Annotated in this window: 17 protein-coding genes; 6 read left to right on the forward strand and 11 right to left on the reverse strand. The window is 66.3% G+C overall.

The features are described from left to right. Positions 1 to 84: 84 nt before the first annotated feature. The gene (gene purL / locus E3T43_RS11370; RefSeq protein WP_134472536.1) at positions 85 to 2,391 is read left to right on the forward strand and encodes a phosphoribosylformylglycinamidine synthase subunit PurL; all 2,307 of its coding nucleotides are present in this window, start codon (positions 85 to 87) and stop codon (positions 2,389 to 2,391) included. A 138-nt stretch (positions 2,392 to 2,529) separates the two neighbouring features. Continuing rightward, positions 2,530 to 3,441, forward strand: a complete 912-nt coding sequence (locus E3T43_RS11375; RefSeq protein WP_134472537.1) for a hypothetical protein — start codon at positions 2,530 to 2,532, stop codon at positions 3,439 to 3,441. A gap of 75 nt (positions 3,442 to 3,516) precedes the next feature. On the opposite strand, the gene E3T43_RS11380 is transcribed toward E3T43_RS11375, so the two are convergent. From E3T43_RS11380 to E3T43_RS11420, 9 genes are all read right to left on the reverse strand, one after another. After that, entirely contained in the window at positions 3,517 to 4,527 is a 1,011-nt protein-coding gene (locus E3T43_RS11380; protein WP_134472538.1) for an aldo/keto reductase, read from the reverse strand. A 116-nt stretch (positions 4,528 to 4,643) separates the two neighbouring features. Continuing rightward, positions 4,644 to 5,579: an SDR family NAD(P)-dependent oxidoreductase gene (locus tag E3T43_RS11385; protein ID WP_241978952.1), complete on the reverse strand. Its 936-nt coding sequence runs from the start codon at positions 5,577 to 5,579 to the stop codon at positions 4,644 to 4,646. Positions 5,580 to 5,607: 28 nt separating this feature from the next. Then, positions 5,608 to 6,072, reverse strand: a complete 465-nt coding sequence (locus E3T43_RS11390) for a chorismate mutase (protein WP_134472539.1) — start codon at positions 6,070 to 6,072, stop codon at positions 5,608 to 5,610. A gap of 28 nt (positions 6,073 to 6,100) precedes the next feature. Then, on the reverse strand, positions 6,101 to 7,060 hold the full coding sequence (locus E3T43_RS11395) for a DMT family transporter (protein WP_370449942.1): 960 nt from the start codon (positions 7,058 to 7,060) through the stop codon (positions 6,101 to 6,103). Positions 7,061 to 7,252: 192 nt separating this feature from the next. Further along, a complete protein-coding gene (locus tag E3T43_RS11400; protein ID WP_134472540.1) occupies positions 7,253 to 8,068 on the reverse strand; it encodes a GNAT family N-acetyltransferase in 816 nt (271 codons plus the stop codon). A 41-nt stretch (positions 8,069 to 8,109) separates the two neighbouring features. Beyond that, complete coding sequence (locus E3T43_RS11405; protein ID WP_134472541.1) at positions 8,110 to 9,396, reverse strand: adenylosuccinate synthase; 1,287 nt, start codon at positions 9,394 to 9,396, stop codon at positions 8,110 to 8,112. Next, positions 9,397 to 9,882, reverse strand: coding sequence for a DUF3151 domain-containing protein (locus E3T43_RS11410; protein ID WP_092447899.1), 486 nt, complete (start codon positions 9,880 to 9,882; stop codon positions 9,397 to 9,399). A 193-nt stretch (positions 9,883 to 10,075) separates the two neighbouring features. Further along, on the reverse strand, positions 10,076 to 10,444 hold the full coding sequence (locus tag E3T43_RS11415; protein ID WP_104135897.1) for a nuclear transport factor 2 family protein: 369 nt from the start codon (positions 10,442 to 10,444) through the stop codon (positions 10,076 to 10,078). A gap of 42 nt (positions 10,445 to 10,486) precedes the next feature. Then, positions 10,487 to 11,134, reverse strand: a complete 648-nt coding sequence (locus E3T43_RS11420; RefSeq protein ID WP_134442351.1) for an RNA methyltransferase — start codon at positions 11,132 to 11,134, stop codon at positions 10,487 to 10,489. A 77-nt stretch (positions 11,135 to 11,211) separates the two neighbouring features. On the opposite strand from E3T43_RS11420, the gene E3T43_RS11425 reads away from it, so the two are divergent. The 3 genes from E3T43_RS11425 to E3T43_RS11435 all read left to right on the forward strand — a co-directional run bounded on the left by E3T43_RS11425 (position 11,212) and on the right by E3T43_RS11435 (position 14,111). Continuing rightward, positions 11,212 to 12,483, forward strand: coding sequence for an Nramp family divalent metal transporter (locus E3T43_RS11425; RefSeq protein ID WP_134472543.1), 1,272 nt, complete (start codon positions 11,212 to 11,214; stop codon positions 12,481 to 12,483). A gap of 36 nt (positions 12,484 to 12,519) precedes the next feature. Then, a complete protein-coding gene (locus tag E3T43_RS11430) occupies positions 12,520 to 13,164 on the forward strand; it encodes a metal-dependent transcriptional regulator (protein WP_134472544.1) in 645 nt (214 codons plus the stop codon). A 146-nt stretch (positions 13,165 to 13,310) separates the two neighbouring features. Further along, positions 13,311 to 14,111 (forward strand): HAD-IIA family hydrolase, encoded by an 801-nt coding sequence (locus E3T43_RS11435; protein ID WP_104131812.1) that lies wholly within the window; start codon positions 13,311 to 13,313, stop codon positions 14,109 to 14,111. A gap of 4 nt (positions 14,112 to 14,115) precedes the next feature. Here the strand turns inward: E3T43_RS11435 and E3T43_RS11440 are convergent, their stop codons facing one another. Both E3T43_RS11440 and pyrE read right to left on the reverse strand, forming a co-directional pair. Beyond that, positions 14,116 to 15,249, reverse strand: a complete 1,134-nt coding sequence (locus E3T43_RS11440; protein ID WP_134472545.1) for a hypothetical protein — start codon at positions 15,247 to 15,249, stop codon at positions 14,116 to 14,118. Beyond that, positions 15,249 to 15,797 carry an orotate phosphoribosyltransferase gene (gene pyrE / locus E3T43_RS11445; RefSeq protein WP_134472546.1) on the reverse strand — a complete coding sequence of 183 codons (549 nt, stop codon included), beginning with the start codon at positions 15,795 to 15,797 and terminating at the stop codon, positions 15,249 to 15,251. The genes E3T43_RS11440 and pyrE overlap by 1 nt, the downstream gene beginning before the upstream one ends. A gap of 502 nt (positions 15,798 to 16,299) precedes the next feature. On the opposite strand from pyrE, the gene E3T43_RS11450 reads away from it, so the two are divergent. After that, positions 16,300 to 17,214 carry a LysR family transcriptional regulator gene (locus E3T43_RS11450; protein WP_092447907.1) on the forward strand — a complete coding sequence of 305 codons (915 nt, stop codon included), beginning with the start codon at positions 16,300 to 16,302 and terminating at the stop codon, positions 17,212 to 17,214. Positions 17,215 to 17,309: the final 95 nt, after the last annotated feature.

Genomic DNA, 17,309 nt, shown 5'->3' on the forward strand with positions numbered 1-17,309 from the left:
TCGCTACGTTAGATGAGGACGGGTTCGGGGCAACCGGTAGACTGACCGGGTCAAGCATCCGCTATCTCGGGGAGAATTCCACACGTGACCGCTGTTTCCAACACCTCTTCCCGCGGCGTCGCCGACACCGTTTCCAACGCCATTGCGACGCCGGAGAAGGAGCAGCCCTACGGCGCGCTCGGGCTCAAGGCCGATGAGTACGCGAAGATTCGCGAAATTCTGGGCCGCCGCCCCACGTCGGGCGAGCTCGCCATGTACTCGGTGATGTGGAGCGAGCACTGCTCCTATAAAAGCTCGAAGATGTACCTGCGCCAGTTCGGCGACAAGGTCACCCCCGCCATGAAGAAGAACCTCATGGTCGGCATGGGCGAAAACGCCGGTGTGCTCGACGTCGGCGAAGGCTGGGCGGTCACCTTCAAGATCGAATCGCACAACCACCCCTCCTACATTGAACCGTTCCAGGGCGCCGCGACCGGCGTCGGCGGCATCGTGCGCGACATTATCTCGATGGGCGCCCGCCCGGTCGCCGTGATGGACGCCCTCCGCTTTGGCGATATCAACGATCCAGACACAGCCCGTGTCGTGCACGGCGTCGTCAGCGGCATCAGCTTCTACGGCAACTGCCTCGGCCTGCCCAACATCGGCGGCGAAACCGTGTTCGACCGGGTCTACCAGGGCAACCCGCTGGTCAACGCGCTCTCGGTCGGCGTGCTGCGCCACGAAGATCTGCACCTCGCCAACGCCCGCGGCGTCGGCAATCAGGTCGTATTGTTTGGAGCCCGCACCGGCGGCGACGGCATCGGCGGGGCATCCATTCTCGCCTCGGACACGTTCAGCGCCGGCGGACCGACCAAGCGCCCCGCGGTGCAGGTCGGCGACCCGTTCGCCGAGAAGGTACTCATCGAGTGCTGCCTCGAGCTGTTTGCGGGCAAGCTCGTCGAGGGTATTCAGGACCTCGGCGCGGCCGGCATCAGCTGCGCCACTTCTGAGCTCGCCTCGAACGGTGACGGCGGCATGTTCATCGAACTCGAGAAGGTTCTGCTGCGCGACCCGACGCTCACCGCCGAAGAGATTCTGATGAGCGAGAGTCAGGAACGCATGATGGCGATCGTCACTCCCGAGAAGCTCGCGGGTTTTCTCGCCGTCACGAAGAAGTGGGACGTCGAGACCAGCGTGCTCGGCGAGGTCACCGACACCGGCCGACTGATCATCAACTGGCACGGCGAAGAAATCGTCAACGTGCTGCCGCGCACCGTGGCCGTCGACGGCCCGGTCTACGAGCGCCCGCTCGCCTACCCCACCTGGATCGACGCCCTACAGGCCGACACCGCCTCCGTGCTGCCCCGTGCACTCGACGGCGAGACCCTGCGCGAGCAGTTCCTCGACCTGCTCGGCTCGCCTAACCTGGCCGACCCGAGCTGGATCACCGACCAGTACGACCACTACGTGCAGGGCAACACGGCGCTATCCTTTCCCGACGATGGCGGCATGATCCGCGTCGACGAAGAGTCGGGCCTCGGCTTCGCGATCGCCACCGACGCCAACGGCCGCTACTGCCAGCTCGACCCGTACCGCGGCGCGCAGCTCGCCCTCGCCGAGGCGTACCGCAACGTCGCCGCGACCGGCGCCGTTCCGGCCGGGGTCAGCGACTGCCTCAACTTCGGCTCGCCCGAGAACCCCGAGGTCATGTGGCAGTTCCGTGAGGCCGTCACCGCCCTCGCCGACGGATGCCTCGAGCTGGAGATTCCTGTCACCGGCGGCAATGTCTCGTTCTACAACCAGACCGGCGACCAGCCGATCCACCCGACGCCGGTCGTGGCCGTGCTCGGCGTGATCGACGACGTCGCCCGCCGCATCCCCAGCGGCTGGCAGGACGACGGCCACAACATCTACCTGCTCGGCGAAACCCGCCTCGAGCTGGACGGCTCGGCCTGGGCCGGCGTGGTGCACGACCACCTCGGCGGCCGTCCGCCCGTCGTCGACCTCGGCAAGGAGAAGGCCCTCGCCGGCCTGCTGCACGCCGCGTCGAAGGAAGCCCTGATCGACAGCGCGCACGACCTCAGCGAGGGCGGGCTCGCCCAGGCCCTCGCCGAAGCCGTCATGCGCTTCGGCGTGGGCGCACGGGTCTGGCTGGGTGACATCTGCGGGCGCGACGGGGTGGACGCATCCACTGCCCTGTTCTCGGAGTCAGCCGGGCGAGTCATCGTCAGCGTGCCGCGCGAAGACGACGTAAAGTTCCTCGGCCTGTGTGCCGGCCGCTACATTCCGGTGCTGCGCATCGGCGTGACGGACAATACCCTGCACGCCCTGGAGGTGCAAGACGTCTTCACCGCGACTCTCTCCGAGATGCGCAATCGTCACCAATCCCGTCTCCCCGCCGCCTTCGCCTAACTCCCCAGCTCGCGAGAGCGCAAAAAGTGCCCGATTGAGAGGTTCAATCGGGCACTTTTTGCGCTCTCGCGAACCTTGCCAGGGGCTTGGGGTGTGGATAACTCTTGGGACTCGTTGAAGTTGGGTCACACTGTGGGCATGAATCGGTCTCACAGACTTCCACCGGACTTTGACGGACGTCCGTTCAGCACGGCCGAGGGCAGTGGCGCCGGCCTATCCAAGAAGCGGATGCGGGCGTCCGACTTGGCGCGTCCCTATCCGGCAACGCGCACCCCGCGTGGAAAGAACAACTCGGTAGACCTGCTCATCCACACCTACGCCCACCGCATGTCTGAATCAGACTTTTTCAGCCATGTGACTGCTGCTCGCGTGCACGGGCTCCCACTGCCGTACGCCGTCGAACGCACCCAAACCATTCATGTCTCAACTGAAGCACCCGCGCTGCGCGACCGGGTACGCGGGGTTCGCGGCCACCACGTCGCCCCCCAGACAGTTACCGTGGTTGACGTTCAGGGCCTGCACGTCACGAGTGCGGTCGACACCTGGTGCCAGCTGTCCACCATGCTTGGACTCGACGACTTGATCCGGATCGGCGACGCACTCATGCGCCGCAAGCATCCGTTCGCAACGACGCGCGACTTGCTCACCGCCGTTCGTCGCTATTCGGGACACCGGGGCGTGAAGCTCCTGCGCGAGGCGCTGATTTGGATTCGACCGGGCGTCGACTCACCCCGCGAGACCGACCTGCGGCTGCTGATCGTGCGGTCCGGCCTGCCCGAGCCCGAGGTCAATGGCCTGATTCTGGGCCGCACCGGCGGGAAACTTGCCACCGGGGACCTGGTCTTTCGCCGGTACCGTGTTCTGCTCGAGTACGACGGCGGGCAGCATCGCACCGACGAGAACCAGTACCACTGGGACGTTGACCGCCTCGACGCGCTCATGGAGGAGACCTGGCGGGTCATCCGCATCAACAAATCCCACCTCCGCAATCCGCCCGAGGTGATCCGCAGGGTGACGGTGGCGCTCATGGCCGGCGGCTGGCGGCCGTAAGCCGAGAGCGCAAAAAGTGCCCGATTGAGAGGTCCAATCGGGCACTTTTTGCGCTCTCGCGAGGAAGGCGAGTCGCTATTCGCGGCCGGCGGAGACCCACTGGGGGTTGAATGACCGGCCGGCGACGACGCGGTCGGCGAGCGCGTCCAGGCGCTCGACGTGCGCAGCATCGAGACGGATGCCCGCGGCCGCCAGGTTCTCGTCCACGCGCTCAATAAACCTTGAGCCGGGGATGGGCGACACGGCGACCCCGAGAGCGCGACCCTTGTCATAAATCCACGCGAGCGCCACCTGAGCCGGTGAGACCCCGGCCTCACGAGCCACCGCCAGCACCTCGTCGAGCACCGGCTGGTTGGCGGCGAGAGCCTCAGGGGCGAACCGGGGAAACTTGTGGCGACCGTCGCCGTCGGTGAGCGAGGCACGGTCGAAGAGTCCGGTGAGCCATTGGCGCCCGAGCGGCGAGTACGGAACGAACCCGACTCCCAGCTCGATCGCCGTCGGAATAACGTGCCGCTCGACGTCCCGGCTGATAATGCTCCACTCAGACTGCACCGCAGCGATCGGGTGCACGGCCACCGCGCGCCGCAGCTCATCACCGGTCGGTTCGGACAAGCCGATGTGGCGAATCTTTCCCGCCTGAACCAGCTCGGCGAGTGCACCGACGGTTTCTTCGATCGGCACTTCGGGGTCGACCCGGTGCTGGTAATAGAGGTCGAGGTGGTCGGTGCCGAGGCGGGCGAGACTCAGGTCGATCTGCTCGAACACGTAGGCACGGTCACCGCGGATGCCGCGCGCTCCAATACCGCCACCAGAGAGGATGCCGAACTTGCTCGCCAGCTGCACCTCATCGCGCCGGGTGGCGATCAAGCGCGCGATGGTCTGCTCGCTCAACCCGTTGCCGTAGACGTTGGCCGTGTCGATGAAGGTGAGGCCGGAGTCAACAGCATGCGTCACCGTGCGCAGGGCGTCATCGGGGTCGATGGGTCCGTAGACCGGAGTGAGCGACATGCCTCCGTATCCCTGCAGGCTGACCGTGAGGCCGTCGCCCAGTGTGACTGCGGTCAGGGTGGCGGGAGTTGTACTCATTTGGTCAGGATAGCGGCGTGGCGACACGATGCCACGCGTATTACGTCACGCGAGAGCGCAAAAAGTGCCCGATTGGACCTCTCAATCGGGCACTTTTTGCGCTTTCGCGTGAGGGACTAGAGGAAGGGCTCGTCGATGAGGGTTTCGGCTCGCTCCCAGAGACGCGCCGCCACGGCACGGTCGCGGGAGGTGCGGGTGGCGGGCTGGCGCACGGGGCGGCCACGGGTGAGCAGGCGCGGGCCGAAGTAGTCGCCACCGTGGGCATCCGGGTCGATTGCAGCACGCACGGTCGACCAGGCGCCGTGGTGCTTGCCCTGCGCGCCGACCACGGTTTGCGCACCGTCGATCACCCGTTTGATCCGCGAGACGCTGTTGACACCGGGAATGGTCGGAGTCAGCCCCGAAATGGAATATCCCGGATGTGCAACCAGGGATTGCACCATGCCGGCGCCGGTCGCCCGCAGCCTCCGGTCGAGTTCGAATCCGAACACCTGCATGGCGATCTTGGATTGCGCGTACGCCTTCCACCCGTTGTACGTGGCGGCGAGCTGCAAATCATCGAGGGACGAGTCCATCAGTCGGGAAATCAGCGACCCGAGCGACACCACCCGGCTGCCGGGCGTGCGGCGCAAGGCCGTAAGGGTGCCGGCGGTGAGCGCGAAGTGGCCCAGAAAGTTCGTCGCGAAGATGAGCTCGTTGCCGTCGAGGCTCACCTGCCGGTCGGCAGACGGGTGCACGATTCCGGCGTTCAGAATCAGACCGTCGAGACGCGGCAGAGCACGCAGGGTCTCGCTGACCTCGCGCACCGACTGCAGGTCTGATACATCCAGCTGCAGCACAGAAACGGATGCCCCGGGCGCGCGATCGCGGATGGCCGCCGCGGCGACATCCGCTTTCAGGGTGTTGCGGCAGGCCAGAATGACGTGCGCGCCAGCCCCAGCGAGTTGCTCACTGGTGAAATAACCCAGGCCCGCGTTGGCGCCGGTGACCACGAAGGTCTTGCCGCTCTGGTCGGGGAGGGAGCGCGGATCCCAGCTCACGTTGCTGACCACACGGTTCCCACAGCGCGGCGCCGAACGATCACGACGCCCGGATCGGTGCATGCGCGGTCGGCGGGTGCGGCACCGGGTGCGTCGCAGCGGGCACAGCAGTCTTAGCAGTCACAGTCGCCGACCCAGCCGGAAGCCCCGCCGCAGCCCCAGCGGCCCGTCCCACCACGACCGGCTCGCCGCCGGCGATCTTCACGTGGTGGTGGATCACCTCGGCGATGATGAAATTGAGGAACTTCTCGGCGAAGGCCGGGTCGAGGTGCGCTTCTTCGGCGAGCCCGCGCAGGCGATCGATCTGCATGAGTTCACGCGCCGGGTCGGCGGCCGGCAACCCGTGGGTGGCCTTCAGACGCCCGACCTGCTGGGTGAATTTGAACCGCTCGGCCAGCAGATGAATGAGCGCGGCGTCGATATTATCGATGCTCTCGCGAATGCTGTGCAGCTGGTCGATCGCAGCCGCGTCGGCTTCTGGGGGTAGTTCCTCGTGTACGGCCATGGTTTTACGATAATGCATGCTGCCCGCGTCAAACGGATGCCGCCGCCTCCCGGCCCCGCACCCCGAACCACCCGAGCCGCAACCGTTTCTGCGTGAGCAGGATGCCCATGAGCACCAGCAGCGCCCCGGTCGGTTCGTGCCAGGAGAACGTTTCGGTCAGCACGAGCACCCCGAGAATAACGCCGACGACGGGTGTCACGTAGGTCACCGTGGACGCGTTGGTCGGGCCCCACGCGCGCAGCACGTTGATGTTCCAGATGTAGGTGACTCCGGTGCCGAGGGCACCCAAAGCCAGCAGACACAGCACGATCGGCAGCGTCAATTGCACCGGGCTCCAGGCCAGCACGGGAGTCAGCAGCAACATAATGCCGCCGCCGATGCCGATATTGAGAAAGGCGAAGGTGCTGCCGGCGATCGGCCGGCCGCTCAGAAAACGACGCGTGTAGCCATAGGTGAAGCCGTAGCTGACGGCCGCGCCGAGGCAGGCGAGCTGACCCCAGAAATCGCCGGTGAGCGAGGAATATTGCCACGGACCGATGATCACGACGACGCCGAAAATGCCGAGCATCACCCCGGCCACCTGGGCGCGCGCGAGCTTCTCCACCCGAAACGCCAGCGTCGCCAGGAGCGCCGTCATGATCGGAGTGACCGCGTTGTAGATGCTCGCCAGGCTCGACGAGACGTACTGTTCGGCCCAGGCGAAGAGCAGGTGCGGAATCACGCATCCGGTGATCGCAATGACCAGAAAGTGCAGCCAGACCACGCCTTCGCGCGGCAGCACCGGCCCGTTGTTCACCCGCGGCCGGTTCACGAGCACGATCAGGCCGAGGGTGAGTCCGCCGAGCACGAGTCTGGACCAAGCGACCTGACCGAAGCTGACCCCGTCGAGCGCGATTTTGATGAACAGAAAGCTGGAGCCCCAGATCAGCCCCATACCGAGAAATTGCAGGGTGACGAGGGTCTTGCTGGCGGCAGGCTGTGGGGGCACGGTCCGAGCCTATAGTGGGCGTCGGCGCACCAGCGCCCCGCCGAGCTCAACGTCTGAAAAGCGCCGAAGAATGGCAGCGGATGCCGCACCCGGCCGGCGGGAATTCCCGCCAATAGGGGATCAACCGTCGCACAATTCGGTGATTTTCAGCGCGCTGAGCACCTCGTGGAGGGCACGAACGCCCCCAGGCCACTACTGCGAGGTATCGGCCCCGGCATTTCGTTCCGCGTCAAAGCCGGCCGCCGCACGGGTCGAACCCGGCGCGGCTCCGGGCGCCGCCCCCGGCAGATCCGGCGCGCTCCCGCCGTTCACGCTGCTGCGCACGCCGCTCTGCGGGCCACCGCCGCTGATCGTGCCGCCCGGCCCGGCCTTGCGCAGGCTCCGATAGGACACGAACCGGGACTCGAATGCGGAGAGGCGGGCCTCGAGTCCGGCGCGAACGGCCGGCCACTCATCGGCGAGGATCGAGTAGACCGCGCTGTCCCGCCAGGTGCCGTCGGCGCGGGGGCGATCCCGGCGGAGGATGCCTTCAAAGGTGGCTCCGATACCGAGGATGGCGGCGCGGGAACGCTCGTTGATGGCATCCGCTTGAATTTTGACCCGGCCGAAACCATTGTCGAAGGCGGTGCCGAGCACGAGCAGCTGGGTCTCCGCGTTGACGGCGGTGCCCCAGACGCGGGGGTCGTACGCGGTCCAGCCGAGGTGAATCGACTCGTTGACGACATCGATGTCGCCGAGGGTCGTGGTGCCGACGACGTCGCCGTCGTGCGCGCCGCCGAGCAGGCGCACTACGTAGGGCAGACTCTCCCACTGAAAGTAGGTGTCGGCCCATTGGATAAACCCGTCCACGTCCCGGCGCAACGCTGCCGGGCCACCGCCGAAGCCGGCGGCGAACACCTCGGGGCGAGCGATGGCGCGGTGCAGGTCGGGCAGCACCGCGCTGCCGAGCGGTTGCAGCTGCACAAAACGACCGGTCAGGGTCAGGGAATGGGGTCTCAGGGCGCTCACCCGCCCAGTGTGGCAGGTCAACCCCGAAACGGGTAGCGGCTTTAGTCGATCAGGTCGTGCCGCACCACGATGGCTTCACGGCCCGGGCCGACGCCGATCGCCGATATGCGCGATCCGCTCATGGCTTCGAGCGCGAGCACGTAGTTCTGCGCGGCCTGCGGCAGCTCCTCGAACGTGCGCACACCGGTGATGTCCTCGGTCCAACCGGGAAAGTTCTCGTAGATCGGCACGGCGTGGTGAAAGTCGCTCTGCGAGACGGGCACCTCGTCGATGCGCACGCCGTCGACCGAGTAGGCCACGCAGACCGGAATCTCGGCCAGGCCGGTGAGCACGTCGAGCTTGGTGAGCACGAAGTCGGTGACACCGTTGATGCGGGCGGTGTACCGGGCGATCGGGGCGTCGTACCAGCCGCAGCGACGCGGACGGCCGGTCGTGGTACCGAACTCGAAACCGTTGGCGCGCAGGTACTCGCCGGACTCGTCGAACAGCTCGGTCGGGAACGGCCCGCTGCCGACCCGGGTCGTGTACGCCTTGACCACGGCGATGACGCGGTCGATGCGGTTGGGTGCGATACCGGAACCGGTCACCGCGCCGCCCGAGGTGGCGTTCGACGACGTGACGAAGGGGTAGGTGCCGTGGTCGACGTCGAGCATGGTGGCCTGGCCCCCCTCGAACAAGACGGTCTTGCCGGCCATCAGCGCCTGGTGCAGCAGCAACGCGGTGTCGGTGACCATCGGGCGCAGTCGTTCGGCGTAACCGAGCAGCTCGGTGACGATCTCCTCGGCCTCGATGGCGCGACGGTTGTACACCTTGACCAGCATGTGGTTCTTCTGGTCCAGGGCGCCCTCGACCTTCTGGCGCAAAATGTTCTCGTCGAACAGGTCCTGCACGCGGATGCCGACGCGGTTGATCTTGTCGGCGTACGCCGGGCCGATGCCGCGCCCGGTGGTGCCGATCTGGCGTTTTCCGAGAAAACGCTCGGTGACCTTGTCGAGGGTGCGGTGGTACGCCGTGATGACGTGCGCGTTCAGGCTGACCTTGAGCCGGGAGACGTCGACACCGCGCTCCATCAGCGCGTCGAGCTCTTCGAACAGCACCTCGACGTCGACGACCACGCCGTTCGCGATGACCGGGGTCACTCCGGGGCTCAGGATGCCCGACGGCAGCAGGTGCAGCGCGTACTTCTCATCGCCGATGACAACGGTGTGTCCGGCGTTGTTGCCGCCGTTGAACTTGACGACATAGTCGACCCGGCTACCGAGCAGGTCGGTGGCCTTGCCCTTGCCCTCGTCGCCCCACTGGGCTCCGATGAGTACGATCGCGGGCATTTAGTCTTCTCCTCGAATAACAAAGGCTTCGGTCGGCGGCGCCGGGTCGAAGCCGGGGCTGCCGGTGTAACGGGCTCCAATGATGTCAATGGCGCTCGCATCGGCATCCGTCAAAAAAGCGGTGAGACGGATGACCTCGTCGGCCTCACCGATCTCTTCGGCACCGCGGCGCAGCGCGAACAGGGCGCGAAGCACCCCGCGGTTGGGTTCGTGGCGCCACGGAATGGGGCCGTGGCCGCGCCAGCCGGCCTTGCGCAGGGCGTCGAGTCCGCGGTGATAACCGACCCGAGCATAGGCGTACGACTCGAGCACACGACCCTCGGAATGGGTGGCATCGGCCAGCTCAGCCCAGGCCAGCGGCGACGTCGGGTGCACCTGCACCACAGCGGCGATCTCGCTCCACGCGGTTCGGCGAAGGGCCTCGAGCACCTCCGGTTCCGCGGGAAGAAGGGTCTCGGGCTCTGAAATCAAATTGTCGCCGGTCACACTGAATCCTACCAAGACCGCAGGCCGCCGCTTTCGGTGCGCTGCCACCCCTGTCTCGCGACCGCGCCCCATGTCTCGCGTCCGACATCTCGTGACCGCGCCCGATATCGGTGGGCGCTACGTACGGTTGCCGTAGCGAGCACCCACATCGGGCGCGCTCATGCACGCCAGACTGCTGAACGGATGGGCCAGGCTACGCTGGGCTCTGCTGCCGGGCCGCGACGCGCCAGCCACCGTTGACGAACAGATAGGTGGTCGACATGTTCAGTTCGGCCACCACCTCGCCGCGCCGGGCAATTGCTTTGTAGACGACGACACCGGCGTGCTCGCCGAGGCGAATGATGGCGGGCTCGTGAATACCGTAGCTCTCCCACGGCGCCGCCTGATCAAAGTAGGCGGTGACCTGGTCGCGCGTGATGACAGCGCCCGGCACGATCATCAACCCGTCGTCGGTCATTTCGCGCTGGTAGTAGGCGCCGCCCGTACCGCCCAGAATGGCCTCCCATCCGGCGTTTTCTTCGTGCAGCAGGCGGGCGGGTAGATCGTCAGTGATCGCAGTCATACCGTCACGCTAGCCCCAAACCGTCACCGAATGAAGGAAAAATCAGAACCGGTGCTGAACCACCCAGGAATGCATGGTGACGGCCGCGGCGGCCGAGGCGTTGATCGAGCGGGTCGACCCGAACTGGCTGATTTCGACGACGGATTCCGCGGCGGCGATGGCCTGCTCCGACAGTCCGGGGCCCTCCTGGCCGAACAGAAGCACGCAGCGCTCTGGGAAGCTGAAGGTCTCGATAATGACGCTTCCTGGCACGTTGTCGATCGCGATCACCGGCAGCGCCTCTGCGGCACACCATTGCACGAACGCGGCGACATCCGTGTGGTGCAGCACGTGCTGGTAGCGGTCGGTAACCATGGCACCGCGCTTGTTCCAGCGTTTGCGCCCGATAATGTGCACGGTGTCGGCGCCGAACGCGTTAGCGCTGCGCACGATCGAACCGATGTTCATGTCGTGCTGCCAGTTTTCAATCGCCACGTGAAACGGATGCCGGTGCTCATCCAGGTCAGCCACAATCGCGGCCATATTCCAGTAGCGATACCGGTCGATCACGTTGCGGGTGTCGCCGTGCTCGAGCAGCTCGGCGTCGTACCGGTCTTCGCTCGGCCACTCCCCCGGCCACGGGCCGACCCCGTAGGTGGAGCGTTCGGGGGAAGAGCTGTCGACGGCGAAGGTGGGGGCGGCTGGTTCGATCACTGCTTAACCGTAACCCGCCGGCCGAACCCAGATTCGGGCTTTCGGTGTGCCTAAATTTCGGCTAGGGTTTCGGCATGTCTAAAACGGATGCCCCCGCTCCCGATCGCGTGCTCGCCCAGGCTCCCATCACGGTCGCCTCCAGCCGCCTGCTGTGGCTGCTCGGACCGGCCCTCGTCGCCGGGGTCGCCTACCTCGACCCGGGCAATGTCGCGAGCAATATGACCGCCGGAGCCCGTTACGGCTATCTGCTGGTCTGGGTGGTCGTGGCCGGCAACGTGATGGCCTGGCTCATTCAGTACCTCTCGGCCAAGCTTGGGATCGTCACCGGGCAGAGCCTCCCCGAGATTCTCGGGGTGCGCATGAAACGGCCCACCGCGCGGCGGCTCTATTGGATTCAGGCCGAACTCGTCGCCATGGCCACCGACCTCGCCGAGATCATCGGCGGCGCCGTCGCCCTCAACCTGCTGTTCAACCTGCCGCTGATCTGGGGCGGCGTGATCACCGGAACCATCTCGATGATCGTGCTCATGGTGCACTCGCGGCGGGGACCGCGCATTTTCGAACGCGTCATCATCATGCTCATGCTCATTATCACCATCGGTTTCACGGCCGGCGTCTTCGTCTCCCCCCCCGATGCCGGCGGCGTTCTCGACGGTCTGGTTCCGCGCTTCGAGGGCAGCAACTCGGTGCTGCTCGCCGCGTCCATTCTCGGCGCGACGATCATGCCGCACGCCATCTATGCGCACTCCTCGCTCACCCGCGACCGATTCCCGGAATGGCAGGGCGTGGTCGCGACCCGCCGCCTGCTCTGGGCCACGAAATGGGACGTCACGATCGCCATGGCCATCGCCGGAACGGTGAATCTGGCGATTCTGCTGCTCGCAGCATCCGCTTTGCAGGGTGTGGACGGAACCGACACGCTCGAGGGAGCCTATGCGGCGCTCAAGGACACGCTCGGACCGATCGTCGCGACGCTGTTTGCGGTGGGACTGCTCGCGTCGGGGCTCGCCTCAACCTCGGTCGGCGCCTATGCCGGGGCCGAGATTATGCACGGCCTGCTGCACGTGCGCATTCCGCTCTTGTTGCGACGGCTGGTCACGCTGATTCCGGCTCTGCTCATTCTGGGCGTCGGATTCGACCCCACCCAGGCGCTCGTCCTCAGCCAGGTGGTGCTCTCGTTCGGCATTCCGTTCGCGCTGATTCCGCTGGTCTGGCTGACCGCGCAGCGCGGCCTGCTCGGCACGTTCACCAACCGCTGGTTCACGACCGCCGCCGGTGTGGTGTGCGCGCTGGCGCTGGTCGCCCTCAACGTGCTGCTGCTCGTACTCGTCTTCACCGGAGCCTGAGTTCACCAGAGCGTGAGCGGTTACCCTTAAAGCGATATGACCTACACGACCGGCGCCGCCGAGGACTACCTCAAGACCATCTACGCCCACACTGAGTGGCAGAGCGACCTGATCACCCCGTCGGCGCTGGCCGTGCGACTGGGGGTGGCGCCGTCATCCGTGACCGAAATGGTGAAGAAGCTCGCCGCGAGCGGGCTCATCACCCACGTTCCGTACGGGCCGCTGGCGCTGACGGATGCCGGCCGGCTGCGCGCGACCGCGGTCGTGCGACGGCACCGCCTGATCGAGGCCTGGCTGGTCGGCGAAATGGGCTACGACTGGGACCAGGTGCACGACGAGGCTGAGATTCTTGAGCACTCCATCTCGGATCGGCTGCTCGAAGCGATCAACGCCCGGCTCGGATTTCCTACGCACGATCCGCACGGCGATGCGATTCCGGCCGCCGACGGCTCGGTCGTGCGCGAGCCGTCCGTGCTGCTGGCCGAGGCCGCGGTCGGGCACGCCGGAGTCGTGCTGCGCATCAGCGACCGCGACTCCGCAGTGCTGCGCGAGCTCGCGGTGGATCTGATCGGACCAGGCACCGCGTTCATGCTCGCGGCGCCGTTGACCATCGTGCTAGCGGATGGCCAGAGCCGGCTGATCACGCCAGCTGCTGCCGCGTCCATCTGGGTCACCGCCTGAGGCACTAGCCAGCTTTCGGGAGTTTCGGCCGTCGTGCCGGCACGGGCGATTTCGGGTGGGGCCGCAGCATCCGTTTTATTGCCTGAGATGTAACCGAGGCGAAACCTCGCGCAGCTAGGCTGAGAGTCGACATGAAGGAGCGCCCGATGGCACGACGCGACGAAATCGAATGCTGGCTCACCGACATGGACGGTGTGCTCGTGCACGAGAATGAGGCCCTCCCCGGGGCCTCCGAGCTGCTGCAGCAGTGGACGGATTCTGGCACCCCGTTTCTGGTGCTCACCAATAACTCCATTTTCACGCCGCGTGACCTGAGCGCCCGGCTGCGTTCGAGCGGGCTGAACGTGCCGGAGGACCGCATCTGGACCTCGGCGCTCGCGACGGCAGACTTTCTTAAATCGCAGATGCCTGGTGGCACGGCGTTCGTGATCGGCGAGGCCGGAATCACCACTGCCCTGCACGAGGCCGGCTTTATAATGACCGAAACCGCTCCCGACTATGTCGTGGTTGGTGAGACGCGCAACTATTCGTTCGAGGCCATCACCAAGGCGATTCGGCTAATTCTGGGCGGCGCACGGTTCATCGCGACGAATCCGGATGCCACCGGACCGAGCAAAGACGGCCCGATGCCAGCGACCGGGGCAATTGCGGCGCTTATCACCAAGGCCACCGGTATGGAACCCTATGTCGTCGGCAAGCCCAACCCCATGATGTTCCGTTCCGCGATGAACAAGATCGGCGCGCACTCCGAGAACACCGGTATGATCGGCGACCGGATGGACACCGACATTGTCGCCGGCATCGAGGCCGGGCTGCACACGATTCTCGTAATGACCGGCATCAGCGACGAGGCCGAGATCAACCGCTACCCGTTTCGGCCAGACGAGATCGTGGCCGGGGTGCACGAGCTGCTCGTGACCGAACTGATCGAGAGCGACGAGCTCTAGCCTCTCAGACGCCGGGGCCGGCTCCCATGATGCTCATGCTGAGCGGCTCAGCCGAGGCCCGGCTGGCGAAGCAGTAGAAGTTGCGTGGACCGTCGGTCCACTGGTCTTCGGTGATCGGATAGCTGCCCTGCATCTGCAGGTTCGGGTAGGCGCCGGCGGCGTTCAGGTCCAAAATTCCGGGGCTCGTGCACAGCAGGTTGATCTGCGCGGCCAGTGCGGCTTCGCCTGGAAAGGCCGTGGTCGCGTCGCCGCCGAAGTCGCCGCGGAACACCAGCTGCCCCGTATGCGAAGCTGCGCAATCGACGACCGTGAAGTCTTCTTCCCACGGCGAGACGTAGGGTTCGAGGCATTCCCCGCCGAACAGGGTGTTCCACTCGTGCACGCCGGCCGGCTGTACCGCGGTAATCTCCGGCGTCGGAGTCGGCGTGGGAGTTGGTGTCGGTGTGGGCGAAGCGGATTGAGTGGGCGCCGCCACCGGAACCGGGCTCGCAACGAGCCGTTGGCCCAGATAGAACAGTCCAGCGAGAACGATGGCCGCGAGCAGTCCGACGGCGGTCCAGACCAGGCCGGCCTGGCGGGCACCGCCGGTACCCCGCCGGGAGCTGTGGCGGCTCGGCGGCTCGGTAGCTGTCGGCGCCGCGATCGGGGTCGCGGTGCCGGCGATGACGGTCGTGGCGGCCGCAGCACCGCTGGCCTCAGACTCGGTGGCACCGAACGTGCCCGGTGCGGTCAGCAGCTCGGTCGGCTGACCGACATCTCCCGGCGCAGTCAGCAGCTCGGTCGGCTGATCGCCGACGTCCTCACCGGGCTGAGAGCGGATGCTCGCCGCCGGGCCCTGCGGACCAGTATCCGTTTCAGAACTGGGCAGGTCGACGGTCGCTGCGGGGACTTCGGGGGCGACGGGCGCCGGCTCGACGGCGGCAACCGGTTCGGCCTGTGCCTCAGCGGCGCGGTGGCCTCTTCGCCCGAGCTCGTCCGAAATGGGTGTGACCGGAACAATGGGAGCGGCGGCATCCGCATCGTCAGCACCGGACGCCACCAGCGAATCGGCACCGGATTCCGCACCCGACTCGCCGACGGGCTTGCCGAGCTGCGACGCGAGCCAGTCGATTCCGAGCTCGTCGTCGTCTGGCGCCACTAGTTCAGCCCCAGGTCCTCAAGGGAGATCGCGGCGAAATAGGGGTAGCCGGCGGCTTCGATCACTTCGCGGGCACCGGTGTTGCGGTCGACCACCACGGCGACGCCAGCGATCTCGGCGCCGATCTTGAGCAGGGCTTCGATGGCGGCGAGGGGCGACCCGCCGGTCGTCGAGGTGTCTTCGAGCACGATCACGCGCTTGCCGGCGAGTTCGGGGCCTTCGACCTGGCGGCCCCGTCCGTGGTCCTTCGGCTCCTTGCGCACGACGAACGCGTCGTAGTTGGCGCCACGGGCCACGCCCTGGTGCATGACGGCGGCAGCGATCGGGTCGGCGCCCATGGTCATGCCGCCGACGGCGACGACGTCGGGAACGTCCTGAATCAGGTCGAGCATGACCTGCCCGATGAGCGGAGCGACCCGATGGTCAAGGCTCACCCGGCGCATGTCCACGTAGTACGTGGCCTTCTTGCCGCTCGTGAGAACGAAGTCGCCGTGAAAAACGGCCTCGGCCGAGATGAAGTCGATGAGTTTCTGCCGCGTATCAGTCACGCTCGCCAGTTTAGAGCATGGCTCACAGCCCCCAAGAGACAAGGCGGGGCGGGGTTTCGTGCGGGGTTGCGAGTTTTGAGCGAGGAGCAGGTGACCCTGCCACCGCCGATCCCCATGATGGAGTGCACAAGCGCAGCCAGTGAGGACGCAGATGGCTCGGTTTCGCAAACGGCCCTACGAGGGACGGATGCTCGCGCCAACCCCTCAACCTCACGCGAGAGCGGGAAGTGAAGTGGAGAAGCGGTGGGAGTTAGAAGGCGCGCACCAAGTTGCGACGCTCGATCTGACGGTAGCCATCGCGGCGAACCTCAACGACGAGGGCGGCGATGGAGACAACGGCAACGGACAGGAGTGCGATGAGGATGAACACGAGGTGCCTTTCAGAGGAGATGGAGTGGCCCGGCACGGAGGCGACATTGCTCGTGTATGACTCTTTTAGTAGACCACCAGCAACCGTGCAGCACAATCGCTTTATGTTGCATGAACTGTTTAGGCTAACTACATGGACGTGCAACGACTCGAACTACTCCGCGAACTCGCCGACCGCGGCAGCGTCACAGCGGTCGCCCTGGCCACCCACCGCACCCCCTCGGCGGTCTCCCAACAGCTCAAGGTGCTCGAACGCGAAGCCGGTCTGCCGCTCACCCAGCGTCAGGGTCGCGGCCTCGTGCTCACCGACGCCGGCCGCGCCCTCGCCCGCAGCGCAACGGATGTCGCGGTGTCACTCGCGAAGGCGACCGCCCTCTGGGACGAATTTCGAAACCTCGCCACCGGCGAAGTCAGCCTCGTCACCTTTCCCACCGCCGGCCAGATGCTGCTGCCCGGCGTGATCAAGCACCTGAGGCCCGGCCTCGTGCTCAATTGCGCCGATGAAGACCCCGAACTGAGCGACTTTCCCGCGTTCACGGCAGAGTACGACATCGTGCTGGCCCACTCGATGAGTGGGCAGCTTTCCTGGGCCGGCCGCGGCCTGAAAGTGGTGCCGCTGATGACCGAGCCGCTGGATGTGGGGCTGCCGGTGGGGCATCCGCTGGAAGATCGCGCCTGGGTGCGTCCGAGCGACCTGATCGGCGAGACCTGGATCGGCGTGACCGACGGGTATCCGTTCGAGCGCATTCTGCACGCGATCGAGCAGGAGGCGGGCGCGCGGCTGTCGATGTCGCAGCGGTTCGCCGACCTCGCCCTGATCGAATCGTTCGTGATCGCCGGGCTCGGCATCGCGCTGGTGCCGCGTTACACCTCCGGCGGCGGCCAGCCCGGCCGCCTCGTGCTGAAGCCCCTGCGCGGAATCGAATCCGAGCGCCAAATCGTGGCCCTCATGCGCCCCGACCGGGCCGAGCGCCTGGCCGTGCGCACCGTAATAGAAGCCCTGCAATCCGAAGCCGCGAGGGTGCAGCAGTCCCACACCGCCCACTAGGAGTCTGCTGAACAACTTTGGGTGTGGTTTCGCCTTTTTAAGGCGCGCCTGCCGGGGGTTGGCTCGTGGTCGTTAAGACTGGGGTGATGCAGGGT

It is taken from the genome of Cryobacterium sp. Hh7 (assembly GCF_004403155.1).
GTDB classification, from domain to species: Bacteria; Actinomycetota; Actinomycetes; order Actinomycetales; family Microbacteriaceae; genus Cryobacterium; species Cryobacterium levicorallinum.

Bases quoted from the DNA above. Each gene is read 5' to 3' on its own strand.
- E3T43_RS11380 (WP_134472538.1), bottom strand. From the start codon at position 4,527: ATGAGTACAACTCCCGCCACCCTGACCGCAGTCACACTGGGCGACGGC.
- E3T43_RS11425 (WP_134472543.1), top strand. From the start codon at position 11,212: ATGTCTAAAACGGATGCCCCCGCTCCCGATCGCGTGCTCGCCCAGGCT.
- E3T43_RS11435 (WP_104131812.1), top strand. From the start codon at position 13,311: ATGGCACGACGCGACGAAATCGAATGCTGGCTCACCGACATGGACGGT.
- E3T43_RS11405 (WP_134472541.1), bottom strand. From the start codon at position 9,396: ATGCCCGCGATCGTACTCATCGGAGCCCAGTGGGGCGACGAGGGCAAG.
- E3T43_RS11390 (WP_134472539.1), bottom strand. From the start codon at position 6,072: ATGGCCGTACACGAGGAACTACCCCCAGAAGCCGACGCGGCTGCGATC.
- E3T43_RS11375 (WP_134472537.1), top strand. From the start codon at position 2,530: ATGAATCGGTCTCACAGACTTCCACCGGACTTTGACGGACGTCCGTTC.
- E3T43_RS11450 (WP_092447907.1), top strand. From the start codon at position 16,300: ATGGACGTGCAACGACTCGAACTACTCCGCGAACTCGCCGACCGCGGC.
- E3T43_RS11415 (WP_104135897.1), bottom strand. From the start codon at position 10,444: ATGACTGCGATCACTGACGATCTACCCGCCCGCCTGCTGCACGAAGAA.
- E3T43_RS11430 (WP_134472544.1), top strand. From the start codon at position 12,520: ATGACCTACACGACCGGCGCCGCCGAGGACTACCTCAAGACCATCTAC.